Origin of the sequence: Mesorhizobium sp. M0800, from assembly GCF_040320095.1 — a bacterium.
Lineage (GTDB): Bacteria > Pseudomonadota > Alphaproteobacteria > Rhizobiales > Rhizobiaceae > Mesorhizobium.
The window spans coordinates 105,316-127,424 of sequence record NZ_JAMYOZ010000011.1 but is presented as its reverse complement, the minus strand read 5'-3'; the positions used below and the strand labels follow the sequence as shown (position 1 = coordinate 127,424).

At 62.1% G+C, this 22,109-nt stretch carries 19 protein-coding genes and 2 pseudogenes; 5 read left to right on the top strand and 16 right to left on the bottom strand.

The features are described 5' to 3' along the window. Position 1 precedes the first annotated feature (1 nt). Genes icmH through tssA form a run of 11 tightly spaced genes read right to left on the bottom strand, consistent with a single transcriptional unit; the run spans position 2 to position 12,009 of the window. Positions 2–1,324, bottom strand: coding sequence for a type IVB secretion system protein IcmH/DotU (gene icmH / locus NKI18_RS16125; protein ID WP_352619630.1), 1,323 nt, complete (start codon positions 1,322–1,324; stop codon positions 2–4). 4 nt (positions 1,325–1,328) lie between these two features. Then, positions 1,329–2,663 carry a type VI secretion system baseplate subunit TssK gene (gene tssK / locus NKI18_RS16120; RefSeq protein WP_353020017.1) on the bottom strand — a complete coding sequence of 445 codons (1,335 nt, stop codon included), beginning with the start codon at positions 2,661–2,663 and terminating at the stop codon, positions 1,329–1,331. Positions 2,664–2,700: 37 nt separating this feature from the next. Further along, positions 2,701–3,156 (bottom strand): type VI secretion system lipoprotein TssJ, encoded by a 456-nt coding sequence (tssJ, locus tag NKI18_RS16115; RefSeq protein WP_023678581.1) that lies wholly within the window; start codon positions 3,154–3,156, stop codon positions 2,701–2,703. A gap of 3 nt (positions 3,157–3,159) precedes the next feature. Further along, positions 3,160–4,635, bottom strand: coding sequence for a type VI secretion system-associated FHA domain protein TagH (gene tagH / locus NKI18_RS16110; protein ID WP_352619628.1), 1,476 nt, complete (start codon positions 4,633–4,635; stop codon positions 3,160–3,162). Then, a complete protein-coding gene (tssG, locus tag NKI18_RS16105) occupies positions 4,632–5,693 on the bottom strand; it encodes a type VI secretion system baseplate subunit TssG (protein ID WP_352619627.1) in 1,062 nt (353 codons plus the stop codon). The genes tagH and tssG overlap by 4 nt, the downstream gene beginning before the upstream one ends. Further along, a complete protein-coding gene (gene tssF / locus NKI18_RS16100; RefSeq protein WP_352619626.1) occupies positions 5,657–7,531 on the bottom strand; it encodes a type VI secretion system baseplate subunit TssF in 1,875 nt (624 codons plus the stop codon). The genes tssG and tssF overlap by 37 nt, the downstream gene beginning before the upstream one ends. A gap of 1 nt (position 7,532) precedes the next feature. Continuing rightward, the gene (tssE, locus tag NKI18_RS16095; protein WP_352619625.1) at positions 7,533–8,288 is read right to left on the bottom strand and encodes a type VI secretion system baseplate subunit TssE; all 756 of its coding nucleotides are present in this window, start codon (positions 8,286–8,288) and stop codon (positions 7,533–7,535) included. Beyond that, positions 8,275–8,736, bottom strand: coding sequence for an Hcp family type VI secretion system effector (locus tag NKI18_RS16090; RefSeq protein ID WP_023678576.1), 462 nt, complete (start codon positions 8,734–8,736; stop codon positions 8,275–8,277). The genes tssE and NKI18_RS16090 overlap by 14 nt, the downstream gene beginning before the upstream one ends. 46 nt (positions 8,737–8,782) lie before the next feature. Continuing rightward, complete coding sequence (gene tssC / locus NKI18_RS16085) at positions 8,783–10,285, bottom strand: type VI secretion system contractile sheath large subunit (protein WP_023678575.1); 1,503 nt, start codon at positions 10,283–10,285, stop codon at positions 8,783–8,785. A 2-nt stretch (positions 10,286–10,287) separates the two neighbouring features. Continuing rightward, a complete protein-coding gene (gene tssB / locus NKI18_RS16080; protein WP_023678574.1) occupies positions 10,288–10,824 on the bottom strand; it encodes a type VI secretion system contractile sheath small subunit in 537 nt (178 codons plus the stop codon). A 6-nt stretch (positions 10,825–10,830) separates the two neighbouring features. Next, positions 10,831–12,009, bottom strand: a complete 1,179-nt coding sequence (tssA, locus tag NKI18_RS16075; RefSeq protein WP_352619624.1) for a type VI secretion system protein TssA — start codon at positions 12,007–12,009, stop codon at positions 10,831–10,833. 336 nt (positions 12,010–12,345) lie between these two features. On the opposite strand from tssA, the gene tssH reads away from it, so the two are divergent. After that, on the top strand, positions 12,346–15,096 hold the full coding sequence (gene tssH, locus NKI18_RS16070; protein WP_352619623.1) for a type VI secretion system ATPase TssH: 2,751 nt from the start codon (positions 12,346–12,348) through the stop codon (positions 15,094–15,096). 100 nt (positions 15,097–15,196) lie between these two features. Here the strand turns inward: tssH and NKI18_RS33410 are convergent, their stop codons facing one another. Together NKI18_RS33410 and NKI18_RS33405 are read right to left on the bottom strand one after the other, a co-directional pair. Further along, complete coding sequence (locus NKI18_RS33410; protein WP_502900707.1) at positions 15,197–15,334, bottom strand: hypothetical protein; 138 nt, start codon at positions 15,332–15,334, stop codon at positions 15,197–15,199. After that, a complete protein-coding gene (locus NKI18_RS33405; protein ID WP_352578846.1) occupies positions 15,334–15,504 on the bottom strand; it encodes a nitrilase-related carbon-nitrogen hydrolase in 171 nt (56 codons plus the stop codon). Before NKI18_RS33405 ends, NKI18_RS33410 begins: the two co-directional genes overlap by 1 nt. A gap of 17 nt (positions 15,505–15,521) precedes the next feature. Here NKI18_RS33405 and NKI18_RS16060 point away from each other — a divergent pair, with 17 nt between their 5' ends. Beyond that, positions 15,522–15,953 carry an AI-2E family transporter gene (locus NKI18_RS16060; RefSeq protein WP_352619622.1) on the top strand — a complete coding sequence of 144 codons (432 nt, stop codon included), beginning with the start codon at positions 15,522–15,524 and terminating at the stop codon, positions 15,951–15,953. Between the two features lie 528 nt (positions 15,954–16,481). Here the strand turns inward: NKI18_RS16060 and NKI18_RS16055 are convergent. Beyond that, positions 16,482–17,784: pseudogene (locus tag NKI18_RS16055) on the bottom strand (IS701 family transposase); the annotation flags it as partial. Positions 17,785–17,949: 165 nt separating this feature from the next. On the opposite strand from NKI18_RS16055, the gene NKI18_RS16050 reads away from it, so the two are divergent. After that, positions 17,950–18,384 (top strand): helix-turn-helix domain-containing protein, encoded by a 435-nt coding sequence (locus NKI18_RS16050; protein ID WP_352619621.1) that lies wholly within the window; start codon positions 17,950–17,952, stop codon positions 18,382–18,384. Positions 18,385–18,768: 384 nt separating this feature from the next. Here NKI18_RS16050 and NKI18_RS16045 read toward each other — a convergent pair whose 3' ends face one another. Next, positions 18,769–19,443 (bottom strand): protein-L-isoaspartate(D-aspartate) O-methyltransferase, encoded by a 675-nt coding sequence (locus NKI18_RS16045; protein ID WP_352619678.1) that lies wholly within the window; start codon positions 19,441–19,443, stop codon positions 18,769–18,771. 568 nt (positions 19,444–20,011) lie between these two features. Between NKI18_RS16045 and NKI18_RS16040 the strand changes: the two genes are divergently transcribed. Both NKI18_RS16040 and NKI18_RS16035 read left to right on the top strand, forming a co-directional pair. Beyond that, entirely contained in the window at positions 20,012–20,401 is a 390-nt protein-coding gene (locus NKI18_RS16040) for an antitoxin Xre/MbcA/ParS toxin-binding domain-containing protein (protein ID WP_352619620.1), read from the top strand. Continuing rightward, the gene (locus NKI18_RS16035) at positions 20,398–20,916 is read left to right on the top strand and encodes an RES family NAD+ phosphorylase (protein WP_352579916.1); all 519 of its coding nucleotides are present in this window, start codon (positions 20,398–20,400) and stop codon (positions 20,914–20,916) included. Before NKI18_RS16040 ends, NKI18_RS16035 begins: the two co-directional genes overlap by 4 nt. 37 nt (positions 20,917–20,953) lie before the next feature. On the opposite strand, the pseudogene NKI18_RS16030 reads toward NKI18_RS16035, so the two are convergent. Beyond that, positions 20,954–21,901, bottom strand: a pseudogene (locus tag NKI18_RS16030) (site-specific integrase); the annotation flags it as partial. Positions 21,902–22,109 lie beyond the last annotated feature (208 nt).

Here is a 22,109-nt window from a genome sequence, read left to right as displayed (position 1 = left end):
CTCACAGCCTCTTTTCGACCAGCACCTCAACGCGCCGGTTCAGGGCCCGGCCCTCGCGCGTGCCGTCGTCGGCCACTGGATCCGTGGCTGCCCGGCCCTCGGAATGGACGCGTTCCTGCGGCACTCCGTTTTGTACCAGCATGTCGGCAATGGTCTGGGCGCGAGCCTCTGACAGTCGCTGGTTGGTCGACAGCGGATTGGTTTTTTGCAGAGGGACGCCGTCCGTATGTCCGACCACAGTGATGTTGCCGATCAGGTCCTGATTGGCCAGGATCACCTTGGCGATCGAGCCGATCAGCGGCTCGAATCCTTCCGTCAGTGTTGGCCGCGACGACTGGAACAGTTCGGGATTGGAGGCCTGGATGACCAGCTTGGCCAGCGAAACGCTCTCCGTGCCGCTCAGAGCCGATCTGAGATTGCCCGGCGCGCCGGCCTCAAATACGGGCAGCAGCGCGAAATCCACAGTCTCCGGCGGCGGGACATCGACGGTTGGCGATACGCGGCTGATGTCGCCACGGGTCGGCGGCGGCAATGCGCGGACCAGCGCTGAAAGCTCCACCGCCTGGCTGCTTAGTCCCATCGAGAGCCCGACATAGGTCGCGGTGGCGATGACCGCCGCGGCCAAGGCCATCACCCAGATCGGAACGATGAAGCGCTGCGGCTCGTCGGATGCGATGACGCCTTTCCAGTTCGGCGACAGCGGTCCATTCTCGGCGTCGGCATCGCGCAGGAAACGTGCCGCGGCCACACGAACGGCATTGAGCGAGCGATCGCCCGACCGGCCGGGCACGCGATACTTGCCGCGAAAACCGAGTGCCAGGCAGTCATACTGAAGTTCCAGCAATTCGCGATCGCGGTTCGGATGGCGTCCCAGTTCGTCGAGCCGTGTGAAGAACTGCGTGCCGGCGTCGACGTCGCCGCGCAACATGACCACAAGCGGCTGACGCGGCCATGCGCTGGCCCCGCCCCAGGGCGTGTTCAGGGCCAGATCGTCGAGCAAGGCCGCCACCACCCATGCTGCCTGATCGGCCCGCTCCATCGATGACCCCGCCGCCATTGCCGTGTCGCGTGCCCGAACCAGTTCTTCGAGCAGCCGGGTGCGTAACACTTCCGGATTCTCTGGTGGCAGCGCGCTTTCAAGCTCAGGCGCAAACTCGAGCAGGGGCGCAAAGGCGTTGACAAGGCCGTTCGGGTGGGTGCGCGAGCGTTTAACCGGCCCGCCCGGCAAGGATGGCGCCATCGGTCGCGGCATCGGCGTGCCGGTCAGCCTGATGCGAGTGCGTTCGCGATCCTCCGACAGTCCGAAAGGATCATCCCGGCTCATGGTTTCACCTGTTCACCGAATAGCAGTCCACCTGCGGTTCGCTCGGCAGTACACCCGAAACGCCAATAACGAAGCCTGGGGCACCGAGCAGCGATGCCCAGTGCTCGCTTTTCTGGTCCAGCTCAAGGCACAGCCGATCGCCGTCGTAAGGAATCTCGCGCGGTTGCGAATGAAGCGGTTTCAGCGGGATGCCGGGCAGGCGGGACTTCCACAGGCCCTCGAACTCATCCGCCGAGCCCACGGTCGCCTGGTTGACGAATATCTTGCGTAGCGCGTCCTCCGACAGTTCCGAACCGACCCGGATGACGATCCGGCTGGCCACCAGCAGCTTCGGATTGTCGATGCGGATTTTCCAAACATTGGTCGAATGGCGCATGACGGGCAGCGCGCGCGATTTCGGCTCGATGTAGCGCAGGCTCAGGATCAGTGAGCGCAATGCATCCGCCAGCGCCGAAAACGGTGGGCCGGGCGCCATGTGATCGTAAGCCGGCAGTTCGCCCAATCGCCGCGCGCTCGAGCCGTAGGTCGCCATCGAACCGGCAAGCCCGGCCAGTTCGAGGTAAAGTTCGGCCGGATGGAAGACATCCTGCGCCAGCATATGGGCCAGTCGCGGACGCGCCGCGTTGGCGAGGTTGAGCATCAACAGGTCTTCGACGCTGCGCCCTGGCCCGCCCATGACCATCTTGCCATGCGCCTCGGCGATCTGGTCGAGGCCTGTGACAACTTCCAGAAGCAGTTGCCGGTACCAGGCCACTGCACCGGTAACCAATGCCGGTGGCAGGAACGTCTCGTCCAGCGAAACGCCGCCATCGGCACGAACCCCCTTGATGTCGGCTATCGGCAGGGCGGTATAGCCGCCGACCGATTTGGCGGGTGCAAGCAACAGCGATTGCGGCCGGGCGATTTCGATTTCTTCCGGGTCTGAACCGCCCTGGACGGCATCGCGCACCGAAACGATCCGTCCATGATAGCGCGCACCGCTGGGTGGCGCGTGCGCCGGATCGAAGCCAATGCCGCCGGCCGGCTCGAGCGGCAAGGCGACCAGCACCGGGCCGGCGCCTGTATCCGGGGTGACCGGCAGCGGACGCGGCGCGTCCATAAGATCCGGAATGGAGAAGGGGGTTCCGTCCGGGAAAATGCCTCGTGCAGACAGGATCGAGATCTGGCCGGCATCGAGCAATGCCTTATCCAGGGTCAATTGCTGAAAGCCGAACGTATGCAGCTGGCCGGCCTGCAACGCGCCGCGCACAGTCGCCTCGAAGAAACGATCCTGCTGCTGGAAATGCTGGGTCCGCAGAAAAAGGCCCTCGGACCACAGCACCCTGTTTGCATCGCTCATCCGGCTACTCTGCATCGAGCTCCCCTTGCCTTGGCCGTCAGGCGGAAATGCCGCCGCTGCCGAGTGTGACATTGATCGTAAAGTTTGCTCCGGGCGAAACCGATTTGGTCGTCCGCCAGTTTCGCCCGCCAGGCTCACGGATAAGTGCAACGAAGCCCAGCGCCGTCGCATCCGGTTCAACTGTAATGGTCTTGGTCGCGGTTTTTCCAGGCCCGACGGCAATCTGGTCGGACCCGATGAGATCGCCTGCCAGTGCCGAGCCGGCATCCCCCTGCAAGGCAAAGTAGTCGGCGGAGTTGAACTTACCGGTGCTGCGCAGCCGCGTGACCAGCACCGTCACTGGCCGGTCGCCGCCGCCTGGTCCAGGGTTCATGCCGGCCGCTCCTGTCAGCTTCACGGTGATGACCGACGGTTTTGGCGGCCCGGCGCTTTGACAGGCCGTAAGCAGCCCGGTCGCACCCAAGGCAACGATAAATTCGCGTCGATCGATCATGTCTTACTCCTCCTCATATGCATCCCGAAAATCGGCGCCGATTTCGCCGAGAAAGCTCTTTTCCGCGCTCTCGGCGATTTCACGATGGCGTTTCTGGTAGAGCTCCCACAGCTTGGCGCCGCGCCCGCCCGACAACAGCGTGCCGATCGCGGAACTCGATTTCAGCTCTTCTTCGATGGCTGCCGGCTCAAAACGGTCGACCATCCGCCGCAAGGCAGCCTGCACGCCGCGCCAGGCGCGCACGTGATGCTGTGCCAGATCGCGAACCGCATCCGCGATAGCCGCTTCGCCGGCGAGAAATCCGGGGCTGCGTTCGGCGATAAGCGTCACGATTGCGTCGTCGACCGTCGGCAGAAACTTGAGTGGATTGACCTCGGAGGCCCCGACCATTGTCTGGGCAACGCGGGCATTTCCCTTTTCTTCGGCACGCTTGCGCAGCAGCTGCATCAATCCTTCCATCATAAGCCGGTATTCGCGGCCGAACTTTTCCATCTCGGCGACGGCGTCGCGCCCGGGAAAATCGGCTTCCGCGACACCCATACCGCGCAGGAATGCGCTGCGAAGCGCCATGTCGGCGTGCTGCCTCGCAGGCGGCTGGCGGGCGGGGCTGGCGGCTGCGCCTGCCCGTATTGGGGGAGGGGCATCTGCCCCTCGCACGGGCACGTCCCAGGGATTGGCCGCTTGCAGTGGCTGGGCGTGGCGCTCGCGCTGCCCGGTTGAGCTGGCGCCGCCTCCCGGGTTGGGCGCTGCGGCTGGACCAAAACCGAAGTCGTCGTTGAATTCCGGCAGCTTTGCCGTCGCAGGCTCCGTAGCGCCGTTGGGGAACGACACCGACTCGAGGCCAAATGGGTCTGTCTGCTTGGGTGCGCTGGCTGGTTCTGGATAGTTTGCGGTGCCTTTGGATACTGGTGTTGCGATCGGATCGAGGCTGAACGGGTCGTCGAAAGCAGGCGAGCTGCGCTGTCTGGAATTGGCGCGTTCGAACGCACCCGGGATCGGCTGCTCGAACGGGTTCGGCAGCTCGGCTGGACGTGGCCGCTGCGGCTCTTCTTCCACGGCGGCTGAAAAGAAATCGTCACGGCCGATGCTGACCGGCGCCCGAGACGCCGGCGGTGAGCGCTCCGGAACCGGCGCTGCGGCTGCTGCTGTGGCTTGGGCACTCGACGTCTGCAGATCGACATGCACGATGTAATCGCCCAGTCTCAGCCGCATGCCATTGCGAAGACGCGTCGACTTGCCTGCGCCGAGCGGGCTGTCGGAGTCGTCTATGAACAATCCGCTGCTCGACGTATCGGTGACGAAATATCCGTCGCGCCCACCAGTGATCCTGCAATGGGCGCGTGAAACGAACATGTCGGGATCATCGATCTGCCAGCCGGCGTCCGCGCTGCGGCCGATCACCAGTTCCCCCTCGTCAAGCCGGGTCTGCCGTACCGCCTGGGTGCGTGGCCCTTGCTCCAGCGTCAGCAGCAGACTCATGCCGCGACCTCCGCCCCTTCGTGCCGCCAGCCGACTAATGTCCGCAGCCGCATGTCGTCAGCATCGCCCCTTTCAGCGGGCCGCGCAAGCCACGCGGTCCGGGCGAGTTGCACGGTTCCAATACGCGGCGGCGGAACGGCATCGCGCGCCAGCACGATGCGCAGATCGACGTCGAGCGATGCGCCGACCATGTCGCTAACGGCTTGCTTGAACAATTTGAGGCGTTGACCGCCCGGCAGGAACGCCTTGAACTCCTCATAGCCCAGCGGGCCGACGCGGAGCTCGATCCTGCTTTGACGGTTGAAGACGCGCGGACCGATCGTCGCTCCCCGACCGAGCCCTGCGTAGGCTTTGCCAACGCGGGTCTGGAGCGCGGCTGGTATGGTCATCCAGGCAGCGATGAACTCCCTGATCTGGACCGGCACCTTGAACGCCTCAGCCAGGAACAGCGTCAGCCGCTCGGGGCCGTCGACCTGATTGGCAAGCGAAGCGGCCTGGCGCAGCTTCACTGCGTCCAGTTCGGGGTTGTGGGTGCCGGGAAGCCCTATTCCCGCCATGGCTTCAAGCATGGCGCGAACGCGCCCACCTACCGGGCGCTCGACCTGAACCGCCGGATGCGCATCCGCCCACGCCCTGTAATACAGCGCAATCATGCGGTTCTGAAGAATGTTGACGAAGTCCATGAACGTCGTATCGCTGGTCTGCTGCGCATCGGCGCCGGTGAACCAGCGTTGCGACAGGCGATCGAGTACCCAGCGCGTCAAATGCAGGGGCATCGGACCTTCAGGTCCCATCAGACCAATGTTTGCGACCGTGACCCGAGCGGGCGCTTTGTCAGTCGCTTCGCGGAATTCTGCCAAGTCCTTGGCGAAAAAGCTGAGACGGACATGCTGCCCCAGCCGCGAGGGCTCGCGCTCCGGCGGGCCGGAATAGCCGAACAGCCCGCCTCTTCGTTCGAGTCGCCGCAACAACTCGAAGAAGTCGAATGCATCCGACAGCTCTTCGGACCGGCCAGGCTTGTCTAGATCAGGTAGCGATTGCCGGGCGTCATCGGCCATGGCACATCCTCCTGCTTCTGCAGCAGCCATGTGCGGGTTCGCACAAAGCCGTTTATTCCGGCATGACGGGCAAACAGCCGTGCCAGCAAGGCCGAAAGCAGCAAGGTGCTCTGCCCCGCCAGAACCGATTGATCGACATGCAATGTCACCTCCGTGCCTCGTCCGAAGCACATCGGCCCATCGATCTGTAGCCGTTCGATGACCGACCGGGAGTCGATGCGCACGATCGAGTGCACATTCCGGGCGAGGCTCGGGTCTCCCCTGTCGGCGTAAAGCTCAAGCAGCGCATGCAGCGGATCGACGCCGCGACCTTCCTTTGCAAGGCTTAGAAAGTTGAGCGCGAGCTGCGCTACAAGCCGCCAGGCGAGATTGTCGGCTCGCGATTCACCCGCCGCGCCCGCCGGCAGCGCTGCGGGGATGGCTGGGCGAGGCGGGCGCAATGCGCCGAGAAGCCGGATCGTCTCGACCGGATCGCCGGCTTCCAGAGTCAAGGTAGGGTTGTCGTCAAGAATCGGCAGATCGCGGTTGGTGCAGAGCGCCACGACGTCGACGCGCTTCAGCGGCCGGTTCGGAGGACTTTCCGCGGGACGCGAAATCGCCAGGAAAACGTCGTCGCCCGTGTATGAAGTACGGGTGAGGCCGTCGCGCCGTTCCTCCTCCGTCGGGCGGCGTGGGCGCCGTTCGGTGGAATAAACCCAACCGCTGCCGCGGTTCTGTCCCAGGCTGAAGAGCTCCGGGATTGCGGCGTCGCTCCCCTCACTGTCGGCGTCCTCGACGCGGATAACCCGATAGATTTCGAAGTCCCGCGCTCTCGTGCGGTCGGCATGCAGCACCTGCCGCGTCTTGCGTGGATCGAGCTCGACGACGTTGCACTCACGTTCGAACAGATTGATGATCGGCGTTGCGAAAAGTTCAAAATCGGCCGCCGTCACATCGGCAACTTCAGGCACCGGACGCCTGAAGATGAAGATGATCTCGAGTTCGGCTGTGCATGTGCGCACGATGGGCTGCAATCCCGAAACCCGAGCATAATGAAAGCGCTCCGGCATCATGAAATATTCGCGCAGAAGACGGTACCCTTCGAAGGTCGGACGTGTACGAGGCATCAGCGCCTCGTCATCGTTGATGCCGACCATTTCAGGTACCGGCAACGGCGATATCGGGTTGGCCTTGCCTTCCGGCCGTGCACCAACGGCCGCGCAGGCGCCGAAAATCGCGTCGAAAAGCAGTGGTGCCTTGGTGCGCGCGGAAAAGTAGAGATCAAGCCGGTCGAGCGACAGTTCGTCGAGCTTGCCTTTTCCGGTACGAGCCAGCGTGATGCGAAGCGCCGCCTCGCCATCCACACCGCCGATCCGCGCGATGCCGGCTGCAGCCAAGGCGCTGCGATCCTGAAAATAGCCGACCGAGGTGATGGCAATCGGCCACAGCGTGATGTCCTGGGCGGTGGTGAACGTGCAACGCGTCGACAGGCCTGGCTGGAGGCTGGAAACCAGACGCGTATCGCGTTTGACGACATGGCCCCCAATCATTGTCTGGACCTGCTGGCCGGGTTTGAACACCACCACGGCCGTTGCCGGCGCCGGCGTGACAAGATCGGGATAGAGAACATCAAGGACGGCGCGCGAGAAACGCGAGCGTTCCGCATCGACCTTGAGTCGGGTCCGCGCGGCCAAGAAAGCAACGCCGTCAAGCAGCCGCTCGACGTAAGGGTCCGGACAGGGGACCGTATCGAGTGAAAGGTTGCGCGCCACCGCGGGATGCATGTCGGCAAATTCTGCCGCGAGCGCGCGGATATGGGTCAGTTCCTCCTCGTAATATTCTACGAAGACCCGGTCCATCTCAGGCTTCCCTAAATTCGGTCCGAGCCAAGCCGTTATCGAGATTGATCGTGGTGCGCAGGCGCATGCGTTCGGGCGTGGGCGTCATGATCAACACCGCATCTATCTCGATCTTCAGGCCCACGGTTTTGTCGCCAAGGGTTACCGCAACCTTTGTTGCACTGTCCTTGAGACGCGGCTCGAAGGTGGCAAGCACCGAGCGGATCTCGCGCGCAAGGGCCTCGCGATCAAAGTCGCGGGAAGAACGGCCCGAGAAGGAAGGCACTCCGTAATTGACGACGCTGCGACGCACCTCCGGAAAATCGGCGAGCGACGGTGGGTTGTCCGTGGCCTGTTCGCTTTCAAGGTCGGAAAGAAGCGGAACGGCCTCGAAGCGCTCGGTATTGAACAAAGCCTCGACATCGCGCCGCACGGCTTCCTTGAGCACACGCGCCGACACCACCACGCCGCGGCTTTCGATTTCAGCGCGGTGCTGGCTCTGAAAGGCCAGGCGATGCAGACGCCGCTTCTGGTCGGCCGTCAACTCCGCGTCGGCGTCGATGAGCCGCGCGCTGGCCGCAACAAGATTGTCCAGCCGCTCCGCGCCAAGCTCGTCCTGCAGTGCCTGGCGCAGCCCGTCTATCTCGGAGGTCATACCCGGCAGATCGTTTACGAGGCGGTCCCATAGAGAGGGCTGGACGGCTTCGCGCTTTGCTCGCGAGCTGCCGCTACCCAGCGACTTGTCCGCGCCGGGCCGCCGGGCCTCACTTGCCGACATAGACATCCATTTCGATTTCGTCGTTGTCGTCGTAGACGAACTTTATTTTCTTGTAGGCAAAGCTGACCTCTTCCTCGATCAGGTCCTCCTCATCCTCGGCCTGCGACATGTCGTATTCCATGATCGAGGCGTCGGTGAGTGTGACGACCAGGTAATCCTTGGTCTCGCCATCAATGGTCCGCCGTGCCGAAAACACGACTTCGTCCAGGGCCTTGTTTTCGAACAGCGCCTTTTTCAGGTAGGGCGAGGACTTGTCATAATGCTTGGTGAACTTAATCATACCCAAGGACACACGACCGCGGCGCGAGAGCGAGTTTGGATCATAGGGTGCGATCATCTTGTAATCGACGCCATGGATTTCGATTTCGTCCTCATGGCCATCACGAGTGCTTGGACCTTTGATATCCGGAACCTTTAGAAAGCCATCAATCTTCGTATTTGTGGGCATTGTCTTTCTCCACCGCTTTCAAAAACCGAGATGTTGTTGCTGCAAATCAAGTCTTTACGGACGGAAGTTCCGAAACCAGCCGGAGCGAGGCATTGATACCCTCCAGCTGATAATGCGGGCGCAGATAGAAGCGGGCATTGTAGTAGCCTGGGCGTCCCTCCACGCTGTCCACCTGAACCTCGGCGGCGGCGAGCGGGCGCTTGGCGCGCGCCTTGTCGTCGGCAAAGGCCGGGTTGGCCAGCACATACCGGTTGATCCATTCGGTCAGCCAGATCTGCATGTCGGAGCGCTCCTTGAACGAACCGACCTTGTCGCGCGCGATCGCCTTGAGGTAGTGGGCAAAGCGCGAGACCGGGAAAAGGTAGGGCAGGTTGGCGCTCAGCCGCTCGTTGGCCTGCGCATCGGGGTCGACCAGCCGTCCCGCCCTTGTCTCGTCGTCCTGCAGCGAATGGGCGCCAATGAAGGCGGCGAGATCGGTGTTTTTTCGATGCAGGATGGGCATCAGGCCGAGCTTGGCCAGCTCCGCCTCGCGCCGGTCGTCGATGGCGACCTCCGTCGGACATTTCATCGCTATCGAGCCATCATCGGTCGGGAAGCTGTGCACTGGCAGGTTGAGGACCGTGCCGCCATTTTCGACGCCGCGGATCTGCGTACCCCAGCCATAGAGCTTGTGGCTGCGGTTTATGTTCACGCCCATCGGGAAGGCAGCGTTCATCCAGACATATTTGTTGTGGTCGCCATGCACCTCCTCCTCGAAGGTGAAGCCCTTCACCGGAACGGTATCGGTACCATACGGCAGCCGCGCCAGAACGCGAGGCATGGTCAGGCCGATGTAGCGTGCATCCTCGCTCTCGCGCAGCGACTGCCAGGAGGCATAGGCGGGGTTGGAGACGATCTGCTGCAGGTCCTGCGGATTCGGCAATTCCTGCCAGCTATCCATGCGGAACAGGCGAGGCGAGGCAGCTGCGATAAAAGGCGTGTGCGCTGAGGCGCAGACGCCGGAGATGTTGCGCAGCAGACCGACGTCGCGCGGGTGGTTGGAGAATTCGTAGGCACCGATCACACAGCCGATCGGCTCGCCGCCAAGCATCGAATACTCGTCCGTGTAGACTTTCTTGAAGATCGGGCTCTGATCCCACATCTGGCCCTCATAATCCTCAAGCGTGTCGGCCAGCTGCTCCTTGGAGATATTCATCACCCGGATCTTCAGCTTCTGATCCGTCTCGGTATTGTTTACGAGATACCACAGGCCACGCCATGTGCCCTCCATTTCGCGCACTTCCGGCGCGTGCAGGATCTCGTTGACCTGTTCGGAAAGCATCTTGTCGATTCCGGCAATCAGCGACTTGATCGACTTGATCGCATTCGACGAGATGGTCGTGGTATCGGAACGTGTCTGCGCTGCAAGTGCGAGATTGCGCACCAATTGCTGCAGCTTTTCGCTGTCGTCCTTCTTGACCTTGAAATCCTTCTCGAGGAGCCCGCTGAATTCTCCAAGATCGATGGTTTCCGCCTCGGCGACGGCGGCGGTTTTTTGCTGTTCGGCCATGGTCATTCCCCTGCCTTGTCGTCCGCCAGTGCCTGGCTGGCGATCTGGCCAAGAAGCGGTTCATTGTTCAGCAGTTGCGCAATGCGCTTTTCGGCGTCGACGCGCCCGTCCATGAAGCCGAGAAGTTCCTCGAGTTGGCGGCGCATCTTGAGGATTTCGGCCAATTGGGGCACCTGCTCGGCAATCTTGTCCGGCGCAAAATCGCCCATCTTGGTGAAGGTAAGGTCGAGCGCCAGCTCCTCGTCCCGCTCGGCGCCTTCAGCCTGTGGCAGCGTATTCTTCACGCGGGCTTTCACGCGTGGTCCAAGTGCCTCCATGAAACGCGGAAACCGGTTCGCATCGGTCTCGACCAAGGAGCGGTCCAGCACCGACTTGGCCGCTTCCTTCGTCTGCGAAGCCCCCGAAAGATCGGCCATGACGGCCATGACAAACGGCAGCTCGATTGTCGTTGGACTGCCATAGGTTTCCACGTCATAGGCGATCTGCACCCGCGGCGCGCGATTTCGTTCGATGACCTTGGCTTTGCTTTCGGCTGGCATTGCTTGCTACCTTTCATCCTTCTGAGCCGTCTTCTTGGCATCGGGAACGCCGGCAAGAAGCCGGAACTCCTTCAGTCCCGACGGGGCGAGGTCTTCCATCAGTTCAACAAAATCCATATGCACCATCCGGCGCACACGGCGGGCGAGGTGGGGAATCGGGCTCGACGGTTCGGTACGGTCATAGAAGGCGACGACGAGGTCCAGGCATTTCACCACGTCGTCGCGCGAAGAAATCCGGTCGGGGAGTCCGGTGCTCGAGTCCGCGTAGCTAGCCACACTTGCCATTGTATCGGCTCCATGACCGTTTCGGGCAGGCATTACCGGTTCTGCAGGCGAAGGGGACGGCTTTGCCGAGCCATTCGCCATCGCGCCGGCAGCCGAGTTGCGCTCGAGGGTTGTCAGCAAACGCTGCAGGAACCGTTTTAATTCCGGAATGGTGGTCCCGCCGCTGCCTTCAAGGCGAGCATTGAGGGCTGTCTCGACCGTATCCAGTGCCGCGACCGCCGCGCGCGCATCGGCGATGAGCGACTGCATTTCCTCATTGGCTTGATCCGCCTGTGCCGCGCACCCGGCACGAACCCGGTTCAACAGTTGTCCGTGCGCACTGACAAGCGCTGCCTTTTCGGCCGCATTCAATCCTGACGCTGCTTCTTGCAGCATGACGCGGTCGTCGAGTGCAGCGTGTTCCAGGTCGCGTCCGCTGATCGGCCCGATCGAGCGTGGCGCAAAGAAGGTCATTTGACGCAGGTTGGCCAGCAGCCCGTCCTGACCGTTTTGAAGATCGAGCAGCGCGTTGATGCGGCGTAAGGCGGCCTCGCGAGGCGACGTGTTGGGCCGCAGCGCCGGGTGCATGGATTCCCAATGCTGGTCGAATGTCCGCCCAATAAGCGTCAGACCCTGCGCCAAGCCGGCCAGTCCCTGCTCGTTGGCCAGTGCGCGTGTGACAATGACAATCAGGCGCAGGTCGCGACCACGCGCGCGCAATTCCTCGGCCTTGGTGAGCACTGCTGGCCAGTCGACGGGAATGGTGCTTTGCGAGACCGGCCTGTTGTTGCCGTCATGGACAACCTTGACTTGGGGCTCCGTCAGGCGCTCCAGTTCGTGAAACGCCGGATCGTTACGCAAATCCTCTCCCGACGGAATTTCACCGTCGAGCGGAGCAAGCCAGAGTGCGACGTCGATCACACCGATCCCCCAGTCACCGGCCCTGAGGCCGACCTGCCCCTACGTTATCACACGGTTGCGCTTTTCCACAATTCAGCGAGTGCGGAAAAAATTAACAAAAGCTAATGCAGCCTTGTCTTGATTGTGGAATCCGAAAGGCGTGATTGCCGAGCCCTGGACCGGAAATGTCGTGCCTGGGATGTCAGGCTCGTGGTTGTTTGCAGCCGGCGACGCAGGATCTTCCACCAATGATGGGAGCCCGCATAATCGGGGATCGAAACCTTTGTTCATCCTGTACTTTGTCAAGTGGCTGCTTATGTGGCAGGTTATCGACTTGCAGAGTGCAGGAGCACTTCGATGGAACAGCGCCGGTCATCGCAGAGTTTCAAGCGCAAGGAACTGGTCGGAAAGCTCAATCCTCTAGGGTTGCGCGCCTTCAAGGCAGCGGCCGACAGTGCCAAACTGCGCGGCAATCCTTACGTCGAACTCGTCCACTTCGTCGAGCAGTTGGTGCTCTCCGACCGCTCGGATGTGCAAATGATGATCGCCGATGCGGGACTGGATGCGGGCCGACTTACGGCCGATATGACGCGTGCGGTGGACAAGCTGCCTTATGGCGCAACCTCGATCGAAGAGTTTTCCGACCATATCTTCCACGCCATCCAGGAGGCCTGGAATCTGGCAACACTGGAATTCGGCGTGGAGGAGGTCCGCAGCGCGCATGTTCTGCTTGCTTGCCTGAAGACACCGGTGCTGGAAGGCCTGCTGTCGAAGATCAGCGGCGAGTTCGACAAGATCGACGCCGACGCCGTCGTGGCGCGCTTCGCCGATGTCACGGAGGGCTCACTCGAAGCCGGCGCTGCGCCAACGGTCACCGCGACAGAGGCGCCGCGGCGGGCTTCGGGCGGGGATTCGGCACTGGCCAAATATGCCACCGACCTGACCCAGCGCGCCCGCGACGGAAAGATCGACCCCGTCGTCGGCCGCGATCCGGAGATCAGGCAGATTGTCGACATATTGATGCGACGCCGGCAGAACAATCCGATCCTGACCGGCGAGGCGGGCGTCGGCAAGACTGCAGTCGTGGAGGGTTTTGCTCTGCGCATCGCCAAAGGCGATGTGCCGCCCCCACTGCAGGGAGTGAGCGTGCGCATGCTCGACGTCGGATTGATGCAGGCAGGCGCAAGCGTAAAAGGTGAATTCGAAAAGCGGCTGAAGGCTGTAATCGACGAGGTTCAATCGTCCGAGGCGCCGGTCATCCTCTTCATCGACGAAGCCCATACCCTGATAGGCGCCGGTGGTGCTGCCGGAACCGGCGACGCTGCCAATCTACTCAAACCGGCGTTGGCGCGCGGCGAGCTTCGCACGATAGCGGCAACGACGTGGGCGGAATACAAACAGCACATCGAGAAAGACCCGGCGCTGACCCGCCGCTTCCAGGTGGTAAAGATCGACGAGCCGTCGGAAGGGGTGGCCATTCTCATGTTGCGCGGGGTGGCCGGCGTCCTGGAACAGCACCATGAGGTGCAGATATTGGACGAGGCGATCGACGCGGCGGTCGCCCTGTCGCATCGCTACATCCCGGCGCGGCAGTTGCCGGACAAGGCGGTCAGCCTTCTCGACACCGCCTGCGCGCGTGTCGCCGTATCGCAGCACGCCACGCCCGCCGAGGTCGAGGACATCATGCGCCGTCGCCAGGCGCTGGAGGTCGAGCGCGGCATCATCGGCCGCGAGGCTGCAATCGGCATCGAGGTGGCTGAGCGGCAGGCGCGGGTCGAGGCTGGGCTTGCCGAGACCGAACGCACGCTAGCAGCCGCGCAACAGCGCTGGGAGCGCGAAAAGGCGCTGGTGGCCGAGATACTCGAACTGCGCGCCAGGCTGCGCGGTGACGGCGTGCCTCTCGATGCCGTGGAAGGGCAGGAGGCCGCCACTGAGACAGAGAGCGTGGACCTGCCGGAGACCGAACGGTCCAACGCCGGGACGAAGGTTCCGGCGGGAGGCGGTACTTCTCCTCCCGATCCGGCTGCCGATCTCGCTCGGCTGCGCGAACTGATGAGCGAACTGGCCGAGGCGCAAGGCGAAACACCGCTGATCCTGCCATCGGTCGAGCGCAACGCCGTGGCGGCCGTGGTCCAGGACTGGACGGGCATCCCGACGGGGCGGATGCTGTCGAGTCAGACCGAGAAGGCGCTGCGGCTCGCGGCCACTCTGTCCGAGCGCGTTGTCGGACAGGATCACGCCATGGAGATGATCGCCAAGCGCGTGCAGACCAGCCGCGCCGGTCTCGGCGCTCCGGAAAAGCCGGTGGGTGTATTCCTGCTTTGCGGCCCCTCGGGCGTCGGCAAGACCGAAACCGCCTTGGCACTGGCCGAAACGCTTTACGGCGGAGAGCAGAACCTGATCTCGATCAACATGTCTGAATTCCAGGAGGCGCATACGGTCTCTACCTTGAAGGGCGCGCCGCCCGGCTATGTCGGCTACGGCAAGGGAGGAATTCTCACCGAGGCGGTGCGACGCAAACCCTATTCGGTGATCCTGCTCGACGAGGTCGAGAAGGCGCACCCGGACGTGCACGAAATCTTCTTCCAGGTCTTTGACAAAGGGATGATGGACGACAGTGAAGGTAGACGCATCGATTTCAAGAACACGCTGATCCTTCTCACGTCGAATGTCGGCTCAGAAGTGATCATGGACCGGACACGGAATGGTGCGGTCCGGGCAGGGCTCGACGAACTGGACGCCGCGTTACGCAGCCCATTGCTGAAAGTCTTTCCCGCGGCCTTTCTCGGCCGGGTGGTGACCATCCCCTACTTTCCGCTTTCGGATTCGATGATCGAAGCGATCACCCGTCACCAGTTCGCCAAGATAGCTCGCCGGCTGCGTGCGACCAACGATGCGGAATTGGTAATCGGCGACGGTGTCATGGATCTGGTCAAGGCCCGCTGCACGGAAATCGAATCGGGCGGCAGGATGATTGACGCACTTCTGACCAACACGCTTCTTCCGGAACTGAGCCGCGGCGTGCTGAACCGGTCGCTCGCTGGTGAAAAGATGACGAAGGTGACGGTTGGCGCCTCAGCCCAAGGGTTTACCTATTCGTTCGAATAAGAGCGCGGATATTAGGGGCGGCTCCTTTCGTCAGCTGTGGCGTTAGTCGCTCATGCGGCAGCAAGCCAACACCACCTGCTAGTAAGCGAAGCGGGTCTAATTAATGCTCGTCCGGCAGTATGTCGGCGACAAGCAATGCCTCGGCCCTGTCGGCAGCGGCCAGAAGGGTGCCGTCGGGAGCGGTGATCGCCGACAGCCCGGCATAGCAGAAAAGGTCGTCCGCGCTGCAATGGTTCACTAGGCGATGAAGAGTTGGTTCTCGAAAGCACGGACAGGAATCATCTTGCGGGCAATGAGTTCGGCATGGTCGGTTGCGGGCAAGGCCGGCGGCACGGCGATGAGATTGGAGCCGGCGAGCGCCAGCCGCCGCACATTTTCAGGAAATTCGACATCGTAACAGATGAGCATACCGATGCGAGGCCGCCATGCTCGACGATCACAATGGCTGCTATCCGATGCTTGTCGGGAACAGGTTGCGCCTCCACACCATGGTGGCCTTTATTGGGTCAGTCGGCGGCATTGTCTTGTTCGGTGCATCCGGCCTTGTCCTCGGCCCCGTGGTGATCGCCATCACCATCAGCCTCCTTGACGTGCTGAAGAATCGGTTGACCGACCAGCTCGAGGCGGCGTCGACGCGCCTTACCGAGTTACCGCACCAGTCCGCAAGCTATCAACAGCCGTGGGTCCTCGCCGTGACTTATCCAAGCACGTCGGAGGCTTGTTGGCTCGCGCCCCACTCTCCAAGGGCCTCTCACCTGCTCGACCAAGCTGGCTCACAGTGCGGCGGTGGCATCCGCGGCGCCACGCGGTGCCCTTATTCCACGTGGCGGGCGTTTTTCTGTGGCTATCCAGCATGATCTTAGCAAAGGTTAATGCAATCTTGGAGAGGCGGATTCTATCGTTCGGCTGAGAACATCGAGACGGAGAATTGGTCATGCCGATCCATCGAACAGCCCAGACTGCTGGTATTTTCAATCCATCCGAGCTGGCGCTTCTGGGCCGGGTATTCGATGGGCTCAAGGGTGACTGTCAATCCGAGCATGAGCATGAAGCGCTCGCATCGCATCCTAGCAAATTACATGGCCGGAGTGATGGACGAGGCCGAACTGCTTTCGACTTCGAAGCTGCCGCTGGGCCGATAGGGCGGGATTCACCTCGGCTGACTGGCCTTCAAGCCAATAGTGAACCAGTCTCCTGGCAGACATTAAATCAGGCAAGCACATCAGCCAGGCTGCTGTATTGCGGCAAGCTTCTAGTACTACTGCGTCATAAATTGTGAGCGACGGGGACTGTCCATTGCCCTTATGCAGCACGGACATCGTTGCAGACGGTTGGCCAGGGCCACAGTCAGGCGTCGCCTGAGGGTTGGGATCGAGGTCGGGACGTGCCGCTCTGGTCGGATCGGAGGATCTGCGGGGTCGATAACCGTCGGGAAGACCAGGTGTTTGGCGGCCCTGGGCGCGAGTTGGAGTTGAGGGGGGAATCGTCTCCCTCAGAGAGACCAAGAAGCCATAGGCGGCGATACAGAGGCTGGCGTGGTGGTGGAAGCCCCGCCACCCACGGCCTTCGTAGTGGCCCAGTCCCAGTTCCTGCTTGAGTTCCTGATAGTCTCGCTCGATCCGCCAACGCAGCTTGGCGGCGTCGACCAACTGGGTGATCGTAGCGTCGGCCGGCAAGGTGGAGAGCCAATACTTGCTCGGCTCGACCTCGCCTTCAGGCCACTCGATCAGGAGCCACTCTTCGGCATGAGCCTCGGGCCGATTGTAGTCCCTGGATGCCGGCCGCAAGCGCACGGCGGCGAAGCGGGAATTGAGCTCGGTGTTGGTTCCTTCACGCCAGGCGATCGTGCGCCAAGTCTCGGTGTCGAACTCCTCGGCCAGGGCCTTGGCCGAGATCGGCTTGTGATTGTCGGTACGGCCGACTCGAGACGGCGGCCGACCTCTTCCGCTCCAAGGCTTGGGCGGCAGCGGGCTCTCGCCTGGACGCCAGACGCTGAGTGTGGGCTGAACGCCGACAACATAGGTCAGACCGAGCTCGGACAGGCCCGCGCGGAAACCGCCGTCGGCGCCGTATCCGGCGTCGGCCAGAACCACGCCGGGCGCGACGCCTTCGGCCTTGGCCGTCCTGATCTGCTCGAGCGCGATCTGCGGCTTGGTCCGGAACGTGATCTCTGCCGGAATCTTGGCCTTCTTGCGTTGTTCCGGATTCTCCGCCCAGCTGTGCGGGAGATACAATTCGTAGGCGATCGGAAGCGAGGCTGCGTCATTTGCAATCGATAGGCTAACCGCAATCTGACAGTTGTCCTGCTTGCCCAACTGGCCGCAATACTGGCGCGCTACGCCCACCGAGTGCTTGCCCTTCTTGGGAAAGCCGGTGTCGTCGACGATCCACGCCCGGATCGGTCCACGCTGCTCGATCTGTGGAAGAACCCAGTCGCGAACCCGCGCTAGCAAGGCCGCGTCCGACCGCCTGTCCCACGAAATGCAGCAGAGACTGATGCTTGGCCGACACCCGCGACGGCGCCGTGACGGCCGCCAACGGCTCCACGCTCTTGCGCTCTATCGGCATCAGAAGTCCGAGGCAATAATCCTTCAGCGGCTCAGCTCGGTCGGCATGGCCGATCACCCCGATCAAAGCATCGACATAGGCGTCGAACGCGGCTTCACTCTCGGCTGTCCAGTCGGGCATGGCGGGGCGCTTCCCTGATCACGAAGCAGCACCCTAACAAATCCGCGATCAGCGCGAATCCTCTCGCAGCCGCGACTTTCTGACTCAGTAAGACTAGAGCGTCGGACGTTCAGTTTGAATCGCGAGCGTGGTTCATGATTCACTTCCTGTAGGAGGTGATTTGCCATGCCCAAGCCCTATTCGCTCGATTTGCGTGAACGTGTTGTGCGGTTTGTCGAGGCTGGCCACTCGCGGCGTGCGGCGGCGGCACATTTTGGGGTGTCGGTTTCGTTTGTCGTGATCCTGATGAGGAACTATCGAAAGACCGAGAGCCTGGCGCCCAAGGCCAGCGGTGGCCGCCGCCATTCCAAGCTCGACCCGCATCGTGCGTTCCTGCTTGGCCGTGTGGCCGAGAAGGATGACATCACCATGCCGGAGCTTGCCGCCGAACTGGCCGCTGCTACAGACGTCCAGGTCGCTCCTGCCTCGATCTCGCGCTGGCTCATCAGGAATGGCTATCGCTTCAAAAAAAACGCTGCTGGCCAGCGAGCAAGATCGTCCCGACGTCAGCAAGGCGCGGCAGGAGTGGCAGACCAGGCGCCAGCCGCGGATGCGGCTTGAGCCACATCGGCTGGTGTTCATCGACGAAACCGGAACCACTACGAAGATGACACGTCTGCGCGGCCGCTGCCTAAAGGGCCAACGGCTGCGCTCATTTGGCGGCATATCACGGAATGGGTTTGTAAATTCTTGCGGTAACACCGAGAAAATCGTTGTTACCCCAATCGTCCTTCGAGAATGTCCCCCCTACGGGATGCGAGTGTATGAACTGCAACAGTGTTTGCGTGTTGCTTCAATTTCCGCACAACGTGCAATAATTGCTCCCGTACGAGTTCGACAGAAGGACCACCTATGGTAGAGGCAGGATGGCCTACTGTCCTCGTCTGTTTGAATGAGGTAGATTGACGGTCGGAAAAGCGCGGTCGCGCCAGTTGTCGCACCTCACTAGACGGTTTCGAGCCGGCTGAACCGAACCGGGATGAGTTTCCGGGTCTCGAGCTGCCCCGCCGCGTCCTTGGCGATGACAGTCAGAAACTGTGCTTCTTTAGGTCCCAAAGGCAGAACCAGCCGTCCTCCCGGCTTGAGTTGCTTCAGAAAAGCCGGCGGTGTCTGCTCAGCCGCCGCCGTGACCAGGATCTTGTCGAATGGGGCGTGCTCGGGCCAGCCGCGAGACCCGTCTCCGACACGAATGCCGACATTGGATAAGCTTAGCTCCTGCAGGAGAGCCTCCGCACGGCTTACGAATTCCTCGATGATTTCGACGCTCCAAACTTGCCCGGCGAGTTCCGCGAGGATTGCGGTTTGATAGCCCAGGCCAGTGCCGATCTCGAGCACCGCCTCGTGCGGTTGGGGAGCGAGGAGATCGGTCATGAGAGCGACGATGAATGGCTGCGAGACGGTTTTATCGAAGCCGATCGGCAGCGGCATGTCCTGGTAGGCATAAGGTGCAACCGAGGCTGGCACGAAGAGATGCCGCGGCACTCGCCGCATCGCTGCCATCACCCGCTCATCGAGCGCCGCCTTGCCGAGTTCTTCGCTTGCAAGGTCGGTATGGATTGCAATCATCTCGACCATGTGCCTGCGTAGGACCGCGAGGTGCTCTTCGTTCATTGGCTTCATGACGGTGGGGCTTTCCTCAACCAGCTTGCTGCCGGTGGGCATTATATCCTGTTCGTCACGGTAGCGCCCGCCATCGTTTCCATTACGGGTGCCTAGGGCAAGCATGGGTGACCGTCTTGGCAGGCTATCGCCGGCGGCGACCCTGGAGATTCTGGGCGCTACATCGCCATAGCGGTGTGTCCCACATGCGGCTATCTCGCGCATCAGCTTCGCCAGCACCGGCCGGGAGGGCGAGGCGCCGGAGCCGTGCTCCTGGTGGACGAGGCGGCAGCCAGCCGCCTTGACCTCGTCGACCTGGGCGTCGGTCGCCCGATCCTCGGTCGAGACGCGGGGATCGCCAATGGGCGGCCGATCGGGAGAACTGGACGTTGTGCGTGCATTTGGCCGGTTTCGGGGCCGTTTTTTGGGATTTTTATACACACAAGGAATGTGCCAGAAAACGAACGTGTGAATGCGTCTGGTGAGGCCTCAACGACGCCTGATCAGCCAACCGAGGCTTGTAATCCGTCGCTAATGCCATATCTTATGCACAAGAAATGTGTTTCTGGATATGGCAAGTGGGGCAGGGATGATCCAACCGTTGAAAGTTCCAGTTCAGAACGAACCGTTGGTGCTGTCCTATATGGATCGGGCTGGGAAGATCGCTGTCGCCCAGGTTGCGGATGGATTCGGTATGTCCAAAGGTCAGCTTGCCGAAACGGCGGGTCTTGCGCGGGAAACCCTCTATAGGGCTGAGCGTAGCCGTGCTGCAAAGACGCAAGGTCGCCTTCGTGAAATGCTTGAGATCATCAGCAGGGTGACCGACTGGGCTGGAGGCAAGGAGCAGGCGATGGCTTGGTACCGGGCGCAGCCGATACCGGCATTCGGCGGGCGGACGGCGGAAGCTCTGGTTAAGGAAGGCAAGGCCAGCGCGGTTCGCGACTACCTGGATCATGTCGCCGTTGGTGGCTTTGCTTGAGGTTTGCCGGAATTTGCTACCGCGCCCATGATCCGCGTTGGTCGTTCCAGCCGATCTCAGGGGACGGAGCGGCTATTCGGGGTGCCAGATTCAACGCGAAAGGTGTGCCTACGCTTTATCTGGCGCTCGACATCATGACGGCCGTGAAGGAGGCAAATCAGGGTTTTGCATATCGCATTGATCCCTGCGTGCTCTGCTCATACGAGATCGATTGCGATGACATTGTCGATCTGAGGACGGCGCAAGGCCAGGCCGACGCCGAGATCCGGTTCGAAGATATAGCTTGTGCCTGGATGAATTTTCTCGCGGATGGCAAACGGCCGCCGTCATGGACCATCCAAGACCGCCTCGTTGCTGAAGGCAAGTTCGGCATTCTCGTGCCAAGCTTCGCGCCAGGTGCCGACACATCCGATCAGAACCTCGTGCTATGGAGCTGGGGCGAGGTGCTCCCGCACCAGGTTAAGGTGATCGATCCCGGACGCCGGTTGCCTCGGAACCAATTGTCCTGGAGCTGACGCCGCAAGGGTCGGATCGATCTGCGACTCAGACGATTTACCGCGCCGCCCGCCCGAGCGTGCGTTCCGCGTCATTGGAGTAGTTCGAGGCCTGCTGGACGGAGCGATGCTGCGACTGCTGCATGGCTTCGTGCAACGGAATGCCGCGGCGTGCGGTTTCGGTGAGATAGCCGGAGCGCGGGCCGCGGGCGGAGAAGGCTTGCGGATCGAGCCCGGCCTCGGTGGTGCGCCGCTTTAGGATCAGATTGACGGCCTGCGCCGTCAGGACGCGCGCTTCGAGATTGGCCCAGCGGTCGATGCCGCGAAACACGGCGCCTTCGCCGATCCCGGCGCGCGCCAGCCAGTCTTTCAAAACCAGCACAGGCCGGCCGACGAGCAGCACGAAAGCGTCGCTGTCGGCTTGCGTCGACTTTATGCGGCCGAGCCGGATCGACAGGCATGGCAATTTATCGCCGTCGGGAGCCTTGGGATCGGCCGGAACCGGGTCTTCGTCGACCAGCTGTTCGACGAAGAGCAGAAATTTCGCTGTGACGTCGGCCGCCGGAGGCGGTGATGAGGATCGAGCGATCCCTGACGTCGACGAGACGGTCGCCAGCGCGTGTTTTCAGGAGGGTGGCCAGAACATCGGCGGTCACAGCCTTCTTGCTCTTGCGGCCGCGCGGACGGGCGCTGGCGCGCACCGCCAGTTCAATAGCGCTCCGCAGGCCCGGGGCTGCGAAATTTCCGCGCAAACCGCGCCATTGAGTCAGCGTCGACCAACTCGACAGCCGCCGGCGCACGGTGGACGGCGCATGCGGACCGCTTTTACCCGCAACAGTCCCTCCGCCCTCGGCGCGGCCATGACGGCATCGGACATGCCATGCCCCGGATCGGTTGAGCGCCGGGAAGCGTCCCAAAGGTGGTGGGCGACCAACTTGATCAACAGGGCTTCCGGAGCCGGCCAGGGCAGAGGCTGTCCGGTCGCGGCGAGCGACCAGGCCTCGAGAGGCGACCATAGCGTCGATTCCGTCGGTTGGCCAAGACTTGGTCAAGTCACCATCGATAAGCGGTCATTATCGATAGTGTTGTTTGGCCTCAGCACCATCCTCGGTGACTGTGGCTTTCACTTCCCGATTTCAATTAAAGCCCTAAGGTGAAAAGTCAGCCGATGGTTTTTGCCTTCTCGCTTCAATCGAAGGCGAGCGACGGGCCTT